20 protein-coding genes are annotated in these 16,919 nt (G+C 45.9%); 1 reads left to right on the forward strand and 19 read right to left on the reverse strand.

Annotated features, from left to right (window positions below; translation table 11 throughout):
* Positions 1 to 376 precede the first annotated feature (376 nt).
* Together ACFQ2J_RS06670 and ACFQ2J_RS06675 are read right to left on the reverse strand one after the other, a co-directional pair.
* Positions 377 to 1,024: a DUF421 domain-containing protein gene (locus ACFQ2J_RS06670; RefSeq protein WP_449343031.1), complete on the reverse strand. Its 648-nt coding sequence runs from the start codon at positions 1,022 to 1,024 to the stop codon at positions 377 to 379.
* A 90-nt stretch (positions 1,025 to 1,114) separates the two neighbouring features.
* Positions 1,115 to 2,407, reverse strand: a complete 1,293-nt coding sequence (locus ACFQ2J_RS06675; protein ID WP_386057716.1) for an ArsB/NhaD family transporter — start codon at positions 2,405 to 2,407, stop codon at positions 1,115 to 1,117.
* A gap of 125 nt (positions 2,408 to 2,532) precedes the next feature.
* Between ACFQ2J_RS06675 and ACFQ2J_RS06680 the strand changes: the two genes are divergently transcribed.
* Positions 2,533 to 2,919 carry a TIGR04086 family membrane protein gene (locus tag ACFQ2J_RS06680; RefSeq protein WP_386057718.1) on the forward strand — a complete coding sequence of 129 codons (387 nt, stop codon included), beginning with the start codon at positions 2,533 to 2,535 and terminating at the stop codon, positions 2,917 to 2,919.
* A 31-nt stretch (positions 2,920 to 2,950) separates the two neighbouring features.
* Here the strand turns inward: ACFQ2J_RS06680 and yajC are convergent, their stop codons facing one another.
* The 17 genes from yajC to rpmA form a co-directional block, all read right to left on the reverse strand.
* Positions 2,951 to 3,214, reverse strand: a complete 264-nt coding sequence (gene yajC, locus ACFQ2J_RS06685; RefSeq protein WP_386057720.1) for a preprotein translocase subunit YajC — start codon at positions 3,212 to 3,214, stop codon at positions 2,951 to 2,953.
* A 15-nt stretch (positions 3,215 to 3,229) separates the two neighbouring features.
* Positions 3,230 to 4,369, reverse strand: coding sequence for a tRNA guanosine(34) transglycosylase Tgt (gene tgt, locus ACFQ2J_RS06690; RefSeq protein ID WP_386058374.1), 1,140 nt, complete (start codon positions 4,367 to 4,369; stop codon positions 3,230 to 3,232).
* A gap of 38 nt (positions 4,370 to 4,407) precedes the next feature.
* On the reverse strand, positions 4,408 to 5,433 hold the full coding sequence (gene queA / locus ACFQ2J_RS06695; protein ID WP_386057722.1) for a tRNA preQ1(34) S-adenosylmethionine ribosyltransferase-isomerase QueA: 1,026 nt from the start codon (positions 5,431 to 5,433) through the stop codon (positions 4,408 to 4,410).
* Positions 5,434 to 5,451: 18 nt separating this feature from the next.
* Positions 5,452 to 5,652 carry a DUF2905 domain-containing protein gene (locus ACFQ2J_RS06700; RefSeq protein WP_386057724.1) on the reverse strand — a complete coding sequence of 67 codons (201 nt, stop codon included), beginning with the start codon at positions 5,650 to 5,652 and terminating at the stop codon, positions 5,452 to 5,454.
* Positions 5,649 to 6,650, reverse strand: coding sequence for a Holliday junction branch migration DNA helicase RuvB (ruvB, locus tag ACFQ2J_RS06705; RefSeq protein WP_386057725.1), 1,002 nt, complete (start codon positions 6,648 to 6,650; stop codon positions 5,649 to 5,651). The genes ACFQ2J_RS06700 and ruvB overlap by 4 nt, the downstream gene beginning before the upstream one ends.
* Positions 6,651 to 6,667: 17 nt before the next feature.
* The gene (gene ruvA / locus ACFQ2J_RS06710; RefSeq protein WP_386057727.1) at positions 6,668 to 7,285 is read right to left on the reverse strand and encodes a Holliday junction branch migration protein RuvA; all 618 of its coding nucleotides are present in this window, start codon (positions 7,283 to 7,285) and stop codon (positions 6,668 to 6,670) included.
* 141 nt (positions 7,286 to 7,426) lie between these two features.
* A complete protein-coding gene (locus ACFQ2J_RS06715; RefSeq protein ID WP_386057729.1) occupies positions 7,427 to 7,960 on the reverse strand; it encodes a BofC C-terminal domain-containing protein in 534 nt (177 codons plus the stop codon).
* A 77-nt stretch (positions 7,961 to 8,037) separates the two neighbouring features.
* The gene (locus tag ACFQ2J_RS06720; RefSeq protein WP_386057731.1) at positions 8,038 to 8,790 is read right to left on the reverse strand and encodes a YebC/PmpR family DNA-binding transcriptional regulator; all 753 of its coding nucleotides are present in this window, start codon (positions 8,788 to 8,790) and stop codon (positions 8,038 to 8,040) included.
* Positions 8,791 to 8,887: 97 nt separating this feature from the next.
* On the reverse strand, positions 8,888 to 9,463 hold the full coding sequence (locus ACFQ2J_RS06725; RefSeq protein WP_386057733.1) for a YhcN/YlaJ family sporulation lipoprotein: 576 nt from the start codon (positions 9,461 to 9,463) through the stop codon (positions 8,888 to 8,890).
* A 65-nt stretch (positions 9,464 to 9,528) separates the two neighbouring features.
* The gene (gene nadE / locus ACFQ2J_RS06730) at positions 9,529 to 10,272 is read right to left on the reverse strand and encodes an NAD(+) synthase (protein WP_386057734.1); all 744 of its coding nucleotides are present in this window, start codon (positions 10,270 to 10,272) and stop codon (positions 9,529 to 9,531) included.
* Positions 10,273 to 10,309: 37 nt separating this feature from the next.
* Entirely contained in the window at positions 10,310 to 11,239 is a 930-nt protein-coding gene (locus tag ACFQ2J_RS06735; RefSeq protein WP_386057736.1) for a phosphotransferase, read from the reverse strand.
* A 19-nt stretch (positions 11,240 to 11,258) separates the two neighbouring features.
* A complete protein-coding gene (gene safA, locus ACFQ2J_RS06740; protein WP_386057738.1) occupies positions 11,259 to 12,680 on the reverse strand; it encodes a LysM peptidoglycan-binding domain-containing protein in 1,422 nt (473 codons plus the stop codon).
* Between the two features lie 278 nt (positions 12,681 to 12,958).
* Positions 12,959 to 13,807: a prephenate dehydratase gene (pheA, locus tag ACFQ2J_RS06745; RefSeq protein ID WP_386057740.1), complete on the reverse strand. Its 849-nt coding sequence runs from the start codon at positions 13,805 to 13,807 to the stop codon at positions 12,959 to 12,961.
* Between the two features lie 15 nt (positions 13,808 to 13,822).
* Positions 13,823 to 14,272: an ACT domain-containing protein gene (locus ACFQ2J_RS06750; RefSeq protein ID WP_386057741.1), complete on the reverse strand. Its 450-nt coding sequence runs from the start codon at positions 14,270 to 14,272 to the stop codon at positions 13,823 to 13,825.
* Between the two features lie 25 nt (positions 14,273 to 14,297).
* Complete coding sequence (gene obgE / locus ACFQ2J_RS06755) at positions 14,298 to 15,578, reverse strand: GTPase ObgE (RefSeq protein WP_386057743.1); 1,281 nt, start codon at positions 15,576 to 15,578, stop codon at positions 14,298 to 14,300.
* A 5-nt stretch (positions 15,579 to 15,583) separates the two neighbouring features.
* A complete protein-coding gene (locus ACFQ2J_RS06760; RefSeq protein WP_386057745.1) occupies positions 15,584 to 16,126 on the reverse strand; it encodes a Spo0B domain-containing protein in 543 nt (180 codons plus the stop codon).
* 489 nt (positions 16,127 to 16,615) lie between these two features.
* Positions 16,616 to 16,906, reverse strand: coding sequence for a 50S ribosomal protein L27 (rpmA, locus tag ACFQ2J_RS06765; RefSeq protein ID WP_386057747.1), 291 nt, complete (start codon positions 16,904 to 16,906; stop codon positions 16,616 to 16,618).
* Positions 16,907 to 16,919 lie beyond the last annotated feature (13 nt).

Consider the following 16,919-nt stretch of genomic DNA (forward strand, 5'->3'; position numbering starts at 1 on the left):
AAATACGTTCCTATTATGGAGAAAGACCCGATCAATTCAGATTCGAATTTGATCGGGTCTTTTTATTTTTGATATATTTAAGGGACATTGCCGAATCAGCGGAAAGGGTGGCGGGGGAACTACTCGCTTTCCTGTGGGGGAGCTGGCGAGCCTCCTCGGTCGTTTTACTCCCTGTGGGGTCTCGCCTAGGCCCTTCTCCCACGGGAGTCGAGCAGTTCCCCCGCCACCCTCTATTTGTTTGGTGAACGACCTTGGCACTGCATAATTTTCAAAAATCAGGACTAGGATACGGGCGTGTTCAAAGTAACTATTCTTTAGGTCTACTTTTATAAAATGTTTTCATAGCCTGACAAATATAAGCTTACATATACTGCTACTATGAATATTGATCTTTATCGTCAATGTACAAGTCTCCAGTCTCGTCCATTGAACAATAGGAGATCTCTTTTTCAGAATCGTAGCCTTTTTTCTTCAGCTCATTCAACAGCCAGCTCTTGTTCTTCTTTATCCTCTGGAGGGAATCATACTGGATCAAACCGTCTGCAATGAGTGAAATTGAATAGCCCTGAGAGCGGTCAGGAGAATTCTCATCCTTTTCAAGCACGGACAGCTTGCCGTTCGGCTCAAGGATAGCGTACTCGACATCCTTGATACTGAAGACGCCTTTCTCCCTCAACTGTGTCAGAAGATCATTGAAATTATACCGCTGCTTGCGCATTTCTTCCTCGTCTATTTTCCCGCCTTTTACGATGATTGAAGGTTTTCCATCGAACCAGTCCCTGAATCGCTGGTTTTTCAAAGATAAAAAGGCACTCAATCGTTGAATGATTAAAAGCACTGTCATTGGAACGATTGCATGTACGAGGGATTTGTCGGGTTGTTCAATCGTGAATACGGCAATTTCAGCAAGCATGACAAATACAACTAAGTCAAGAATACTCAGCTCTCCGATTTCCCTTTTTCCCATAAGACGAAATACAAATAAAATTAAAAAATAAGTGAAAATCGTCCGCGCAATGACCATCAATATCTCTACCAAATCCACTTACGTTGCCTCCTCCACTGCCCCTACCTGTTTTAAGCTCTAGACTTAAGGTGTCCAGAAGCTGGAATATTATGATAGGAACGGAACGAGGAACCGGAAGTACACATAAATGGTCGAAATAATTAGTGAAACGAGCAGGACTGGAATTCCATATAACAGGAATCTGACAAATGAAATCGAATGGTTTGCACTTGCTGCAAGTCCAGCTACGACAACGTTGGCTGATGCTCCGATTAGTGTACCATTACCGCCAAGACAGGCCCCAAGCGCCAACGACCACCATACCGGATCCAAGTTCATCATGCCATATCCCTGCAGTTCATGAACGACTGGAATCATCGCTGCCACGAATGGGATGTTGTCGACGATGCCGGAAAGCAGCCCTGAACTCCAGAGTACGATGATCGCTGTAGTGGGAAGGTCTCCGCCTGAAACCCACATCATCCCCCTGGCGATTTCATCGATAACCCCAACTTTGATAAGTCCGCCAACGAGCATGAACAGTCCCATAAAGAAAAACAGCGTGACCCATTCGACTTCTTCGAACACTTTTTCACTTGAGTACTCTTTATCTGTCAAAAGCAGCAACAGCACCGCGGCACACACAGATACCGTCGTCAGTTCCACATGGATGATCGGATGCATGAGGAAACCGACGATCGTCATGCCTAGGACAGCGAGCGATTGGTAAAGCATCGGTGTTCTTTTCAAGTAAGATTCCGGCTCGATCTTCATCAGCTCTGCAACCTTGGTCGAATCAAACTTCAATTGGTTCCGGAATACGAATACCATTCCTGTAATGATGATCGTAAACAGAATAAGGACCAATGGCCCCAGGTTCCAGACAAACGATAGAAATGTAAAGTGTTTGACCGCCTGTCCAATCATGATATTCGGCGGATCTCCGATCAGCGTTGCCGTCCCTCCAATATTCGAGCTGAAAATCGTTACAATCAAAAACGGAAATGCGGGAAGGGAAAGCATGTTCGTCAGCGTAAGCAGGATAGGGACAAACAGCAGCACAGTCGTAACGTTATCGAGAAAAGCAGAACCTACAGCCGTCAAAATAGCTGTTCCGATCAATAATGGTACCGGTCTCCCTTTGACGGTCTGTGCAAACTTTATCGCCACATATTCAAAGACGCCGGTTTTCTTAGTAATGGAAACAAGTACCATCATGGAAAACAGTAAGGCGATCGTGTCCCAGTCAATGTACTTGGTGAACGCTTCCTCCCAATCATAGACACTTGTCAATAATAATAGGACGCCTCCACCTACCGCTACGAGTGCACGATTGAGTTTCTCTGTCATGATCATGATGTAACTGATGAGGAATATCAAGATTGCCATTGCTGTAATCATAACCTGTCCCCTTTTTACCCTTTTCTATGATGTTTATTCAACAGAAGTACCAAATAGGTATGTCTATTTGAGCATTTTGCTTCATATAGATAGAAGGACAAGTACAGGAAACGGAGGGAGAATCGATGGTAAAGGAAAACTGGAAAGCTATGGGGTATGGGCTGGCAATGATCGTCGTTTTAATGTTATCCTGCAGTTTCGTTTTCGCCTTACTTTTGAGATTCACAAGTATTGATACAGGTATCCTGAATTGGATGACATTGATCACCGCTTTGCTTATCCTGTTCATCGGAGGAGCCGTCGCTGCATTCCGCGGGCAGGAAAAAGGCTGGATGTATGGATTGATCACTGGAGGCGCATTTCTATTGTTCGTCATACTTTATCAATATCTCGGACTCCAGAAAGGGATGTCAATCGCTCAACTGCCTTACTTCGCAGGCATGATGGCAGCAGCTCTAATCGGAGGTATGCTCGGGGTGAACCTGAATCCTGCTGCGCGAACAAAAAAATGAGGATGTCGCTATGACATCCTCATTTTTTATGTTAGTTGTTCACGACGTCGCGAATTGCACTGCGATCGAATTTCAGTTTCGTACCATCTTCGATTACGATGACTACAGTTCCCTCATCGAGCGCATTGATCTTACCATGCAGCCCTCCGATTGTCACGATATCATTTCCCTTTTGCAAATCCGCCTGCATCTGTTGAATCTGCTTCTGTTTCTTTTGCTGTGGACGGATAAGCAAGAAGTAGAAAATTACGAACATGGCTACGATAGGTAATAAACCTAATAGGCCTCCTTCCATGTCCTTTCCCCCTCTCTAAAAGTTCTTCGCATTTGGTTTGTTGAAACCATATTGTTCAAAAAATTCTTCTCTGAAATCGCCTAGGCGATCTTCTCGAATGGCTTCACGTACATGCTCCATCAATTTTAACAGAAAATAAAGATTATGGTAAGTAGTTAGTCGGAAACCAAATGTTTCATTGGCTTTGACCAAATGACGGATATATGCACGTGAATAATTACGGCAAGTGTAGCAATCACAATTTTCATCGATTGGACGGAAATCGCGGGCAAACTTTGCGTTTCTCACGACAAGTCGACCATTGGAAGTCATGCATGTACCATTTCTGGCAATCCTTGTCGGCAGCACACAATCAAACATATCAATCCCACGGATCGAACCATCGATCAGTGAATCCGGTGATCCTACTCCCATCAGATAGCGAGGTTTGTTATCGGGTAACAGCGGTGTCGTGAAATCAAGCACACGATTCATGACATCCTTCGGCTCCCCAACAGACAGGCCACCAATCGCATAGCCAGGAAAATCGAGTGATACGAGATCTTTTGCACTTTGGCGACGCAGCTCTTCATATTCGCCTCCCTGGACGATACCGAACAATCCCTGACGGTCCGTACGCTTATGCGCTTCAAGACATCTCTCCGCCCAGCGGCTTGTCCGTTCCACTGACTTTTTCATATAATCATATTCTGCAGGGTATGGAGGACATTCATCAAATGCCATCATGATGTCAGCTCCAAGGGAATTTTGAATATGCATTGCTTTTTCAGGTGACAGGAACAGCTTTTCCCCGCTGATATGGTTGCGGAAGTGGACACCCTCTTCTTCGATCTGCCTTAAGTCACTAAGACTGAAAACTTGAAAGCCACCAGAATCAGTCAGGATCGAGCCGTCCCAATTCATGAAGTCATGCAATCCTCCAGCTTCCTCGACGATATCTTCTCCAGGACGAAGCCAAAGGTGGTACGTATTGGAGAGAATGATGTTCGCCCCCATACGCTCGAGCTCGTCCGGGCTCATCGTCTTCACAGTGGCAAGTGTGCCGACCGGCATGAAAACAGGCGTCTCGAAAGATCCATGCGGAGTGTGGACTTTACCAAGTCTTGCTCCGGTCTGTTTACACGTTTTGATTAATTCATAGGTTACTGCCATTATTTTAAAACCCTCTCTTTTTACCTACTAATATATCCTGCTCAAAGAATCAGCATTGCATCCCCGAAACTGAAGAAACGATAACGTTCATCGACCGCTTCTCTATAGGCTTTCAGGATGAAATCCCTTCCGGCAAGGGCGCTGACCAGCATGATCAAGGTCGATTTCGGCAAGTGGAAATTGGTGATCAGTCCGTCGATCGCCTTCAATTGATAAGGAGGATAGATGAAAATATCCGTCCAGCCTTCCGCTTTGACAAACGTACCATGATCTCTGACGATCGTCTCCAATGTTCTTGTCGATGTTGTTCCTACCGAGATGATCCGGCTGCCTCTTGCACGAACGTCATTCAACTGCTGTGCTGTTTCCTCTGACATTTGATAGAATTCGGCATGCATATCATGCTCCTCCACATCTTCCACACTTACCGGGCGGAACGTACCAAGCCCTACATGGAGGGTGATGTACGCAATCTCCACCCCTTTGTGGCGGATCTTTTCCAGTAATTCTTCTGTGAAGTGAAGCCCGGCAGTAGGTGCAGCAGCTGAGCCTTCTTCTTTAGCATAGACGGTCTGATACCGTTCACGATCAGGAAGCTGCTCCTTGATATAAGGAGGAAGCGGCATTTCTCCCAAGGATTCCAATACTTCAAGGAAAATGCCTTCATATTCAAATTTGACGACTCTGCCGCCATGTTCCTTAAGACCGGTGCATACAGCAGCAAGCTTGCCATCACCAAAAACGATCCTGGTGCCTTCTTTCACTTTTTTCGCTGGCTTGGCAAGCACTTCCCACTCATCCTTTTCCGATTGATGCAAAAGCAGCACTTCCACTTTTGCTCCAGTATCCTCTTTCACTCCATAAAGCCGAGCTGGAAGGACGCGGGTATCATTCAGGACAAGACAGTCGCCTGCATCCAAGTAATCGATGATGTCATAAAAGTGCTTATGATCAATCGATTCTTTCTCTTTATTCAAGACCATCAACCTGGAAGCCGTCCGGTCTTCCAGCGGGGTCTGGGCAATCAATTCCTCTGGCAGGTCGAAATCATATTGCTTGATATCCATAGTAAACTCCTATTCGTGCTAACTTATTTTGCCGATAAAATAAAAAATCAATGATAAGATGATACTCACCACGATGGAGGTCATGATCGGAAAATAAAAGGTGACATTGCCTTTCTTGAAGGACAAGTCCCCGGGAAGCTTTCCAATCACACTCCACAGGATTCCGACAATGATAAAAACAATCCCTATTACAATAAATATTTTTCCGAACCCGGTCAAGCCTCAGGCACCTCCCGGTGGAAGTGCTGATACGCTTTTGGAGTCACGACGCGTCCTCTCGGGGTACGTTGGATGAAGCCCTGTTGCAGCAGGAAGGGTTCATATACGTCTTCAATCGTCTGGGATTCCTCCCCGATCGTGGCCGCAATCGTATCCAATCCGACAGGTCCACCACGGAATCCATCGATGATTCCGAGCAGGAACTTGTGGTCGATATGATCAAGTCCGGCAGGGTCGACCTGAAGCATCTCAAGTGCTTCCTGGGTCGTATCGAACAGAATTCTGTCCATCCCCTTGACCTGTGCCATGTCACGCACCCGCTTTAACAGGCGATTGGCAATCCTCGGGGTTCCTCTTGAACGTCTGGCGATCTCGATCGCTGCATCTCCATCGATACCGATATGAAAAATATCCCCTGTCCGCTGTACAATCGAACACAAATCTTTCGTATCATAAAAATCAAGCCTGCTCAATACACCGAAACGATCCCGTAACGGAGCGGACAAAAGACCCGCTCTGGTCGTTGCTCCGATCAACGTGAATGGTGGCAGGTCGAGACGAACAGATCTCGCACTGGGGCCACTGCCGATTACGATATCGAGACAAAAATCTTCCATAGCCGGATACAACACTTCCTCGACAGAACGAGGAAGACGGTGGATCTCATCGATGAACAGGACATCCCCTGCTTCTAATGATGAAAGGATCGCCGCAAGATCTCCCGCCCGCTCGATCGCAGGGCCGGAAGTTGCACGGAACTGTACCCCCATTTCGTTTGCGATGATCGAGGCTAATGTCGTTTTACCAAGTCCTGGCGGTCCATAAAGGAGGACATGATCAAGCGGCTCGTTTCGCATTTTTGCCGCCTCGATGAAAATCCGCAAGTTCTCTTTCGTTTTCGTTTGACCGATATATTGATTCAGGTTTGCTGGTCTTAAACTGAATTCAATACTTGAATCGTCTTCCTGTAGTTCATTGGAAACCATTCGCTCTTCCATCACTCACAGTCTCCTTCCTAATTTTTCATCATGAGCTGCAGCCCTTTGCGGACATAATCATCCACATTCTCACAGTTTTCCTTATTCAGCTTCGGACGCAGTGCAGTCAATTCACGATCAGAATATCCTAGCGCCTTCATTGCTTCCAGCGCCTCATCGACTGATTTCCGTTTTGCAGAAGAGGATGTCTTATCATCATAGAAAATCGATTGCTCATTCTCTTCATCAGGAAGCCAGACGAGCAGCTTTCCTTTCAAATCCAGAATCATCTGTCGGGCCGTCTTTTTCCCTACACCAGGGAATTTCGTCAGGAACTTCTCATCTTCCTGTTCGATTCCAGTTACGAAATCCGTCACACTGGTCGATGCCAAAATAGCCAACGCCCCTTTTGGACCGATTCCGGAAACATTCAACAGTTTCGCAAACAATGATTTATCTTCTTTCTTTTTGAACCCATACAACGTCTGGGTGTCTTCTCTTACATAATGATATGTATGGACCTGTATTTCTTTATTCATGTATGCCTGAAAAGCATATGGATTTGCGCAAATCACTTCATAGCCTATTCCATTTGTTTCGATTACGACCGATTCATCATCGACGACGGTCAAATTCCCTCTGATATATGCAATCATTGGCTTCGTTTCCCCTCTACCATGTCAAATTCTCCATCTATTGTAACACACAAGCACATGTTCGTATAAGGGCATTTGACTCAGAAATGCCTTGACGCCAAAAGAGCCAAAGGAAGGCGTGCTCCCTTTGGCTGTGTGCATTCAATATTTTTCTTTCTCACCAGAAAATTCAGCATAGGTTTCCATCACGTGCTGGAACTGCTCTTTATCGGTGATTTTGATTCCTTCCTTCAATGCCTTCATCCGCGATGACTCCAGTTTTTCGACAGGTATGGAATAAAAGGATTCGATTACATCTCCATTTGCCGGCTTACCTCTGAAGATGCTCAATTGATTGTTCAAATCGATTCCAAAATATCCATCCTTCTTAACGGAAGGGGAGATGTCAGTGGAGGCTTTTTCGAAAGTGACGAATCCTTCGCCCATCTCTACAAATTGCCAATCACGATATTGAGCCCAGAAATCTTCCATCGACCAGATGGTCTGGACGGTTTCATCCACTTCACTCGTTCCATCGATATAAGTGGTCTTCTCTTTCACTGTCAATTCCATAGGTTCACTAGCAACCGGAGCAGCACGATCGTCTGCATTGACATTGATCAGATCCTGAGGTCTGGTATAGATCAGACAACCGATGACAAGAAGGAAAGTCAATGTATATCTTAAAGGTCTCATAGTTATCACCTCAAATAAAAATAGCTTCCATTTCCAGTTTGCCCAGAAATAGAAGCTATTATTATGAAAGGTGGAAATCAGGACAGTTTCTCAAGCACTTCTTCATTCGCTTCGAAGTTATGATAGATGTCCTGAACATCGTCATCATCTTCCAGCATGTCGATCAGCTTCAGCATCTTAGCTGCCTGCTCTTCATCCAGTTCATTATAGGTCTGAGGAATCATCGTCAATTCAGCCGTCTCAAACGTGTACCCGGCAGCTTCGAGCGCCTGTTTGACCGAAGTGAACTGATCCACTTCTGTATAGATTTCAAAGGTTTCATCGCTGGTTTCCATTTCCTCAGCTCCCGCTTCGATTGCTTCGAGCATCACTTCTTCTTCATCCTGCTCATGCATATCACGATCGATGACGAGATAGCCTTTTCGGTCGAACATATACGATACGCAGCCGTTTTCTCCGAGGTTCCCATCATTCTTATTGAATGCATGGCGCACTTCCGCTGCTGTACGGTTTTTATTATCTGTAAGCACTTTGACCATGACAGCTGCTCCGCCCGGTCCATAGCCTTCATAATAGAACTCTTCATAATTGACGCCGTCCAGATCACCGGTCGCTTTTTTGATGGCACGATCGATGTTATCGTTTGGCATATTGCTCGCTTTAGCCTTATCGATGACCATTCTCAACCCTGGATTCATTTCCGGGTCCCCACCGCCTTGTTTTGCTGCGACAAAGATCTCTCTGGCAAGTTTCATAAACACTTTACCACGCTTGGCGTCCTGCGCATTTTTACGTCTTTGAATATTCTTCCATTTAGAATGACCAGCCATCGGACATTCTCCTCTCCATCAAACAAATGTGATTCCACTTTCACTATATCATAACCATTTGTTTGATTGAAGCAGTGCGGCTAAGGCTGGGTGACAGCTATTCTCCGCCAAAACGGTCGATGAATTCATTGATCTGCTCTTTCACTTTTCCAGGTGCCTGTTCTGCTTTGAGACGAGCATTCAAGTCTTTCATATGATCCCACCGGTTGTTGTTCGTGTATACGTACACTTTTTTTCCGTTGGCCATCTTTTCTACTTTATGTCGGACTTTCTGTGCAACAGAATGATCTCTTTGATCATATGGGTTGATCATCACAGCAACCATGATGCGGTCTTCGGTAGCAATCGCCTGGGTCATCGTCACTTCTTTTATTTCATTGACAGCTTCCGTGATTCTGAGAGATTCTTCATTATAAAAACCGTTATCATGGCTGCGATTGGATTCACCGTATTGGGTGTTCCGGATCTCTCTCGTTTCATCCCGTTTATGATAAGGGCGATTCCCATAATCAGGATCAGGTGTTTCCACTTCATCATTCTGTTCCCCAGATTTCATCGGCTGATATAGATTTTCAGTGTCATTCTGCTGTTTTTCTTGAGCCTGATCGTCCTGTCCACATCCACCAAGGATGAACAAGGAAACAACCATCAATAAACCTATCCATCTGTACATAAAAAAACCTCCTTTGCCTTTAAGATGAGGCAAGGAGGAAATTTTCATTCTGTAAAATTATTTCCTTATTTCAATGGTTCCGGCCCAGGCGCAAGTGAGCGTTTATGTGCTGATTTGCGATGCATCGCTTCAATGATCTCTTTATCTTTTTCAGGGATTTCTTCCCCTTTGATATGCTTATCGATCATATCATAACTTGTTCCCATTTCATTCTCATCGGTCTGACCTTCCCAAAGTCCAGCGCTCGGCTGCTTATTGATGACTGCTTCAGGAACATTCAGATATCCAGCCATTTCACGAACTTCACCTTTCGTAAGGTTGACCAACGGTACAAGGTCCACACCGCCATCTCCATACTTTGTAAAATATCCGGTGTACCACTCAGCAGCATTATCTGTACCTACTACAAGGTAATTGTGATTGGTCGCTATCGTATAAAGTGTACTCATACGCAAACGGGCCCTCAGGTTGGCGTCCGCAAGCTTTTCATTCGCTTCATTAAGCGTACCTGCCGCTTTCAACTGTTCTTTGATTGCTCCGAACATCGTGTTATGAGTGTCGGTCAGATCGACCGTCATATGATCGATCCCACACTCCTCGATGACCTGATGGGCATGATCGGCATCACTTGACTGACTCTTACATGGCATGATGACTCCGAGCGAGTTTTCCGGAAATGCTTTTTTGATCAAATTGGCTACGACTGCTGAATCGATTCCGCCACTAACTCCAACGAGCATCCCTTTTACGTTCGCTTCTTCGCCTTTTTGCTTCAACCATTCTACTATGTGTTCGATTTGTTTTTCCATGTCGTCGTATGCTCTCCTTTTTCACGTATAGGATGTCTTATGATAGCATATCCAGAACTTTCTCAACAAATCTTTTCCTCTCCTGCCACATTTGCTCATATTCCACCAATTCAGCATCCATTCTTCGGTAGTCATCTTTGAACCGTCTAGTCAAATGAATCCATTCCCTCATGAAGTCACTCGGGACAAGGAGTCCTTTCAGCCACTGTTTCTTATTTGGAACATCCCTGAAAAGACTGGTCAGTTTACTCCATGAATGATCGATATGGTGTAAATAACGCTGCCCTAGTTGAATGAACTCATAAACCTCCGGCCCCATTTGCAGAAGGTCAAAGTCAATCAGCTTGATTTCCCCTGTGTCCGTCCGAATGAAATTATGGTGCGCGACATCCCCATGAATCCACGATTTTTCTGTATGCGCTTTTTCATGAATTCCTTTCCAATTTTCATTACGGAACGCTCTTAAGGTGATGTCGCACACTTCCGCAATATCCTCATAAAGGTGTTCTCTACCCAAATTACGGAAAAGCGGACGGGTATCGTTGAACACTTCAGCCCTTCGCTCGAATTTAATATAAAGCGGCGACCGCTGAATGATCGGCTTCGTCGTCCCGCGGCAACTGGTGTGAAAAGCATAAAGAAACTTCAGTGCTTCCTGGCGGTCTCGTTTATACCTGAAGTTCAGTGCTTCTCCATCAATCCATTCAAAAAGCCCCCAATGATCCTTCCCATCTTCTACATACCGCAGACCATTCGGAAAAGCGATAGGTGCTGCACCATACGAGGAAGACGCTTCCCATTCTTTGAAGAAAAGATGTTGTTGTTCGAGCTTGGCAGGGTTACTATACGCTTTAAGTGCAAAAAACTGATTGCCACAACGAATCTTGAATACATGCAATTTCATCGCTTTGATATCATCGATCCCTAGAGCCCCATGTTCATGCATAAAAGAAATGAGGCGATTCATGTAGGAATCGCCCCGCCTCTTAATCTTCATCGCTTTCCCAGTCATAGGAATTGCTCAGCCCGGGATAATTCCCCCACGTTTGCTGGTTCTGTCCCGCAGAACCCGGCATCATTTGCTGCCCGCCTTGACCCCATGGCATCTGTTGTCCGGAGCCCGGCATCATCATTTGCTGCCCTTGTGTACCTTGGTTACCTTGACCTGAACCGGAAGGCATCTGTTGACCCTGACCTGGCATCATCTGCTGGCCTTGGCCCCATGGCATCTGCTGTCCCTGACCCGGCATCATCTGCTGGCCTTGGCCCCATGGCATCTGCTGTCCCTGACCTGGCATCATCTGCTGGCCTTGGCCCCATGGCATCTGTTGACCCTCACCCGGCATCATTTGCTGGCCTTGGCCCCACGGCATCTGTTGACCATAGCCTGGCATCATCTGCTGACCTTGACCCCACGGCATCTGTTGACCATAGCCTGGCATCATCTGCTGGCCTTGACCCCACGGCATCTGTTGACCGTAGCCACCACAGCCACAGTCATCCATTTGTGCTCCTGCTACCTGGTCACCATCGCTGCTCGAATCCCACATTTCCTGCATGCCTGCTACTTGATTATCATCTTCGCACATATACTGGCTATCCACCAACTGGCCTTGTGGCATCATAGGCATCGGTGGACAGTAGACCGGTTGGAACGGCGGACATGGCGGTAGATGCTGAGGCATCATCATCGGCATTGGCATTGGCATCGGCATCGGCTGGTACTGAGCTCCTTGTACCTGTGGCATTTTCTGCTGGGACTGGGTTCCTTGTACTTGCGGTATCTTCTGCTGGGACTGGGCTCCTTGTACCTGCGGCATCTTCTGCTGGGACTGGGCTCCTTGTACCTGCGGCATCTGTTGAGGTTGCATTTGCGGCATTTTGTTCGGCTTCTGCTTTTGAGTCTCTTGCGGCTTTACCGCTTTTGGCGCTTGAGGTTTTTGTACCCCTTTGACTTTTTCTTTCTTTTTCTGCGGCATGGCTGGCATTGGAGGAAGATTGAAGGTGGTGTAGTAATTTTGCAATTGCTGATCGACAACCGGCATATGGAAAGGCATGTTCATTTGGATCGGTTGTTTCGGCTGTACAGGCATCATCGGTTTTTCTTTCGGTTTCACTTCATCTTCAACGACCTTCGGAATCGGCTTCGGTGCTTCCTTTTTATATGGCTGATACTTCGGCATTTCTTTCTTAACAGGCGCTTGGTTATTTACAGGCGCTTCTTTCTTTTTCGGTGCCTCTTTCTTAACTGGTTTCGTTCCTTGAGGTACTTTGATCTTCATGCCTGGCATGATCATGTCGGGATTGGATAATTGATTGTTCATATTCTTCAGCTCGGTAAAATCTACGCCGTACTTCTGGGCAATCTTCCAAAGCGTATCACCTTTTTGTACAATGTGAATTTTCAACTTAGATACTCCCCTCTTTATGCAAATAGACCAATTGGTCAAGATTCTTCCTATACAACTTATGCAACGGGGAGAGAAAGGTTGATGATTTTGCCCAAACTTTTTGTGGGAGGGAGGTCATTTGCTTATATTCGTGGGAATTATGAAGCATAGGTCCAATAATCTGATATTACTTCCGTTTTCGTGTGTTTAGGTTCGTAATGCTGAGATTCTGTTCAAATTCTATGGGATTCCAATCCATAAAAAAAAGCCAGAGCGGCTTCGATGAGCCCTCTGACTTATAGATTAAAACTTGGATAAGTACCCAGCAGCTTCAAGGAGCATCCTAATGCGGTAAGCTCTGCTTCTACTCCTGGAAATAGGATCTGATCATAGGCCTGGTCGACATCGATAATGAAAAAATAATTACCGAGTCCGGTTTTCATCGGCCGGGATTCAATCTTTGACAGGTTCATTTTTCTCCACGCAAAAGCCGCCAGAACCTGGTGCAACGCTCCTGCATAATCCTTCGGCAACGTGACCATGACAGTCGATTTGTACTTGCTTGGTTGAAAATCATTGATTTGCAGTGTCTGCTTCGTTTTCTGGACGACGGCAAACCTTGTATGGTTATTTTCATAGTCATGGATATCCTCCGACCGGATATGAAGGCCATATTCCTTCCCAGCCAACTGGTTGCCGATTGCTGCGCATGCGCCATCCTTTTCAGCTACAAGCTCCGCTGCTCTCCCGGTGGATGAAGTGTAATGCAGCTCCGCATCGGGATAGTGTTGATGTAGGTGTTGCTGACACTGGGCAATCGCGTGACTGTGAGAATAAATGTGCTCGATTTCCCCATCAAGATGATTCTTTTTTACCAGCAGATGCTGGCGAATTGGAACAGACAGTTCTGCGACAATCGAAACGTCTACATGATGAGTCATATAATCTGTAGTTAAATGTACAGATCCTTCGATCGCATTTTCCAATGGTACGACACCTGTTTGAATCTCTCCGGCTTCCACCGCATCGAGGCAGGCTGGAATGGTTTCATAACTGATGAAGTTGCCTTCCGAAAAGAATGCATTGACAGCCATTTTCGTGAAGGTGCCTTTCGGTCCCAAATAACCGATTCGTTGATGTGACAATGGCTAATCCTCCAATCATGCACCTGTGCTTAATAAATCCACTCTGATGATGAAGTCCACTTGATTCAGTCGGTGAATCAGTTCATTGATGGACATCGCCATGCCGGATGTATTCAATGACAAGGTGACGTTCGCTTTCCCCTGTAAAGGGATGGACTGATGGATCGTCAGTACATTGCACCCCGCCTCTGCGACTGCGGCCAATAGGCTCGAAAGCGAGCCGCTCCGATCCTCCAGATAGAAGAAAAGTGTGATCATCTGCTCTTTCACCATTTCATGAAACGGATAAACCGCGTCCCTGTATTTATAGAACGCACTTCTGGACAGATCCACCCGCTTCACTGCTTCAAAGATGGATTCCACTTTTCCAGCTTCAAGAAGTTCCTTCGCATCGATCGTCTTCTTCATCGCCTCTGGTAATACATCACTTCTGACAAGGTAAAATTGTTCTGTCTCCATCCTCATCCCCCCAACACGTGTTGCACTATAATCATTCTACAAATTCAAATTCATGATCAAGCAGTCTTACCGTATCTCCATCCTTGGCACCGCGCTTCCGCAATGCATCATCAATTCCCAACCCGCGCATCTGACGTGAAAATCTCCGGATTGATTCATCATGGTTGAAGTCGGTCATCTTGAAGAGCTTTTCAATGTGATCCCCTGAAAGTACAAAAGCTCCATCTGGATCTCTGGTGATCGTGTAATCCGTTTCATCTTTCTCGTATCGGTAAACGACTCTTTCTTCTTTTTCTTCCAGCGGTGTTGTGTCTTTTGGAATGCGAGCAAGCGTATCTGCCACTTCGAACAGCATTTCACTCAACCCATTTCTCGTCAATGTGGAGATTGGGAAGACTGGATATTCCTCTTCTAATCTTTCCTTGAAGGTAGCTAACTGTTCCTCTGCTCCGGGCATATCCATTTTATTCGCTGCAATGATCTGCGGTCGTTCCTTCAGTCGTTTATCATATTCGAACAGCTCTTGATTGATCGTCAAATAATCTTCATACGGATCTCTGCCTTCCGTAGCTGCCATATCTATGACATGGACGATTACACGTGTACGCTCGACGTGACGCAGGAATTGATGCCCAAGACCTACTCCTTCGTGAGCACCTTCGATCAATCCTGGCAAATCAGCCATGACAAAGCTGCGCTGGTCAGCAGTTTCCACTACACCCAGGTTCGGAGCTAGGGTGGTGAAATGATAATCAGCAATTTTCGGTTTTGCTGCAGATACTACAGACAATAACGTCGATTTACCGACACTTGGAAAACCGACCAGCCCGACATCCGCAATCAGCTTCAGTTCGATCTGAATTTCCCGCTCCTGTCCCGGTTCGCCGTTTTCCGCCATTTCAGGAGCAGGGTTTCTTGCTGTAGCAAACCTGACATTCCCTCGGCCGCCACGGCCACCTCTCGCAATGACCGACTGCTGTTTATGCTCGACCAGGTCAGCAATCACTTCGCCAGTGTCTGCGTCTTTTACTGTAGTGCCTGGTGGTACAGGAATCACATAAGGACTCGAATTCTTTCCATGCTGTCCTTTACTCATTCCATTCTCTCCACGCTGCGCTTTAAAATGACGCTGGTAGCGGAAATCCATCAATGTATTCAGGCCTTCGTCGACTTCAAAAATGACGTCTCCGCCATTTCCTCCATCCCCACCGGCAGGCCCACCCAGTGGTACATATTTTTCACGGCGGAAAGCAACTAATCCGTTTCCTCCATCGCCGCCTTTGACATAAACCTTCACCTGATCGACAAACATGTCCATCACCTCTTAATTTCTACATTCAATTTCATCGACAACTGCTGTTGATGATCTGCGTCTTCCAATTTTGCTGCTGTTAAAAATTCCAATTGCTCAAGCTCTCCGATGATGTTTTCAGTATTTGCATAATTACCCGAGAATACCATCGACACCTCAACATTGGATGGCTGCTGTTTATAAATCACGAGCGTCCCTTCATACAGGGACTCCGGATCACTTTGTGACTCCAGTATCCGGATCGTCTCCTCACAATAAGCAAGTAAAGTTAGATCCTTATAGGAAAGATCTTGAGATTCCATATCAATTTTAAACTCCAGCCGATGATTCTCATGGCTCCAATTAAATGATAGCAGCCAAAGTGTCAGATAAGGCACATTCAGATTCATCAATTTCTGCTCTTCCTGTGATGTCTCAATGGTCTTTTGAATGGTCGCATGTACCTTTTCTGTTTTGCCCATCGTTGTGTACCCTTGAATCAGCTGTAATTGATTCATCCAATCATGCCGTTTATGTCTCAATAATTGAATCACTTCATTGACCTGCATCCCCAACACCGCTCCCTTTTTTATTCAGGTCTTATATTCTCAAATATCTTAGGTTAATTTGATAATGTGAGGTGGCCGAAAACATTGTGGATTTGGGCTGGATGAGAAAAGACTCGCTTTCCTGCGGGGAACTGGAGAGCTTCCTCAGGCTTCGCCTTGCGGGATCTCGCCTAGCTCCTTCTCCCGCGGGAGTCTCGCCTTTTCTCATCCAGCCCACCTGAACACCATGTTTGGCCCGTTTGACCAATCTACCTCTGAAGAAGAATTGGTTCCTATTTCATTAATTGCGGTGTACCTGAATCGTTTATTTGAGAGATGAACCTTACAATGTAATGCGAATCTTTATGAAAAGTATAGCAAACATTACCTGTAGATGTGAAAGATTATCTTGTTGTAGTGGGGATGAGCATTGCTGCATCATTTAACAATGAAAAAACCGCGCATATGCAAATGCACAGCGCGGTTTATTAATTGAATAGGTATCGTTGCTTAAGCTTCTTTCGCAACTGGATAAACGCTAACTTTTTTGCGGTTGCGTCCGTAGCGTTCGAATTTGACAACACCATCGACTTTAGCGAATAGCGTGTCATCTCCACCACGACCTACGTTCTCTCCTGGATAGATCTTCGTTCCGCGTTGGCGGTAAAGGATAGATCCTCCAGATACGAATTGTCCGTCAGCACGTTTCGCACCAAGTCTTTTGGACTCAGAGTCACGGCCGTTTTTCGTACTACCTACACCCTTCTTTTGGGCGAAGAACTGCAAATCTAGACGTAGCATGGGTTTGCACCTC

The organism is Thalassobacillus hwangdonensis, assembly GCF_042675915.1.
GTDB lineage: Bacteria > Bacillota > Bacilli > Bacillales > Halobacillaceae > Thalassobacillus_A > Thalassobacillus_A hwangdonensis.

Coding starts and splice junctions, on each gene's coding strand:
- ACFQ2J_RS06670 (WP_449343031.1), bottom strand. CDS start 1,024: ATGGTCATTGCGCGGACGATTTTCACTTATTTTTTAATTTTATTTGTA.
- ACFQ2J_RS06675 (WP_386057716.1), bottom strand. CDS start 2,407: ATGATTACAGCAATGGCAATCTTGATATTCCTCATCAGTTACATCATG.
- ACFQ2J_RS06680 (WP_386057718.1), top strand. CDS start 2,533: ATGGTAAAGGAAAACTGGAAAGCTATGGGGTATGGGCTGGCAATGATC.
- yajC (WP_386057720.1), bottom strand. CDS start 3,214: ATGGAAGGAGGCCTATTAGGTTTATTACCTATCGTAGCCATGTTCGTA.
- queA (WP_386057722.1), bottom strand. CDS start 5,433: ATGGATATCAAGCAATATGATTTCGACCTGCCAGAGGAATTGATTGCC.
- ruvB (WP_386057725.1), bottom strand. CDS start 6,650: ATGGAAGAGCGAATGGTTTCCAATGAACTACAGGAAGACGATTCAAGT.
- ruvA (WP_386057727.1), bottom strand. CDS start 7,285: ATGATTGCATATATCAGAGGGAATTTGACCGTCGTCGATGATGAATCG.
- ACFQ2J_RS06715 (WP_386057729.1), bottom strand. CDS start 7,960: ATGAGACCTTTAAGATATACATTGACTTTCCTTCTTGTCATCGGTTGT.
- ACFQ2J_RS06720 (WP_386057731.1), bottom strand. CDS start 8,790: ATGGCTGGTCATTCTAAATGGAAGAATATTCAAAGACGTAAAAATGCG.
- ACFQ2J_RS06725 (WP_386057733.1), bottom strand. CDS start 9,463: ATGTACAGATGGATAGGTTTATTGATGGTTGTTTCCTTGTTCATCCTT.
- nadE (WP_386057734.1), bottom strand. CDS start 10,272: ATGGAAAAACAAATCGAACACATAGTAGAATGGTTGAAGCAAAAAGGC.
- ACFQ2J_RS06735 (WP_386057736.1), bottom strand. CDS start 11,239: ATGAATCGCCTCATTTCTTTTATGCATGAACATGGGGCTCTAGGGATC.
- ACFQ2J_RS06750 (WP_386057741.1), bottom strand. CDS start 14,272: ATGAGGATGGAGACAGAACAATTTTACCTTGTCAGAAGTGATGTATTA.
- obgE (WP_386057743.1), bottom strand. CDS start 15,578: ATGTTTGTCGATCAGGTGAAGGTTTATGTCAAAGGCGGCGATGGAGGA.
- ACFQ2J_RS06760 (WP_386057745.1), bottom strand. CDS start 16,126: ATGCAGGTCAATGAAGTGATTCAATTATTGAGACATAAACGGCATGAT.
- rpmA (WP_386057747.1), bottom strand. CDS start 16,906: ATGCTACGTCTAGATTTGCAGTTCTTCGCCCAAAAGAAGGGTGTAGGT.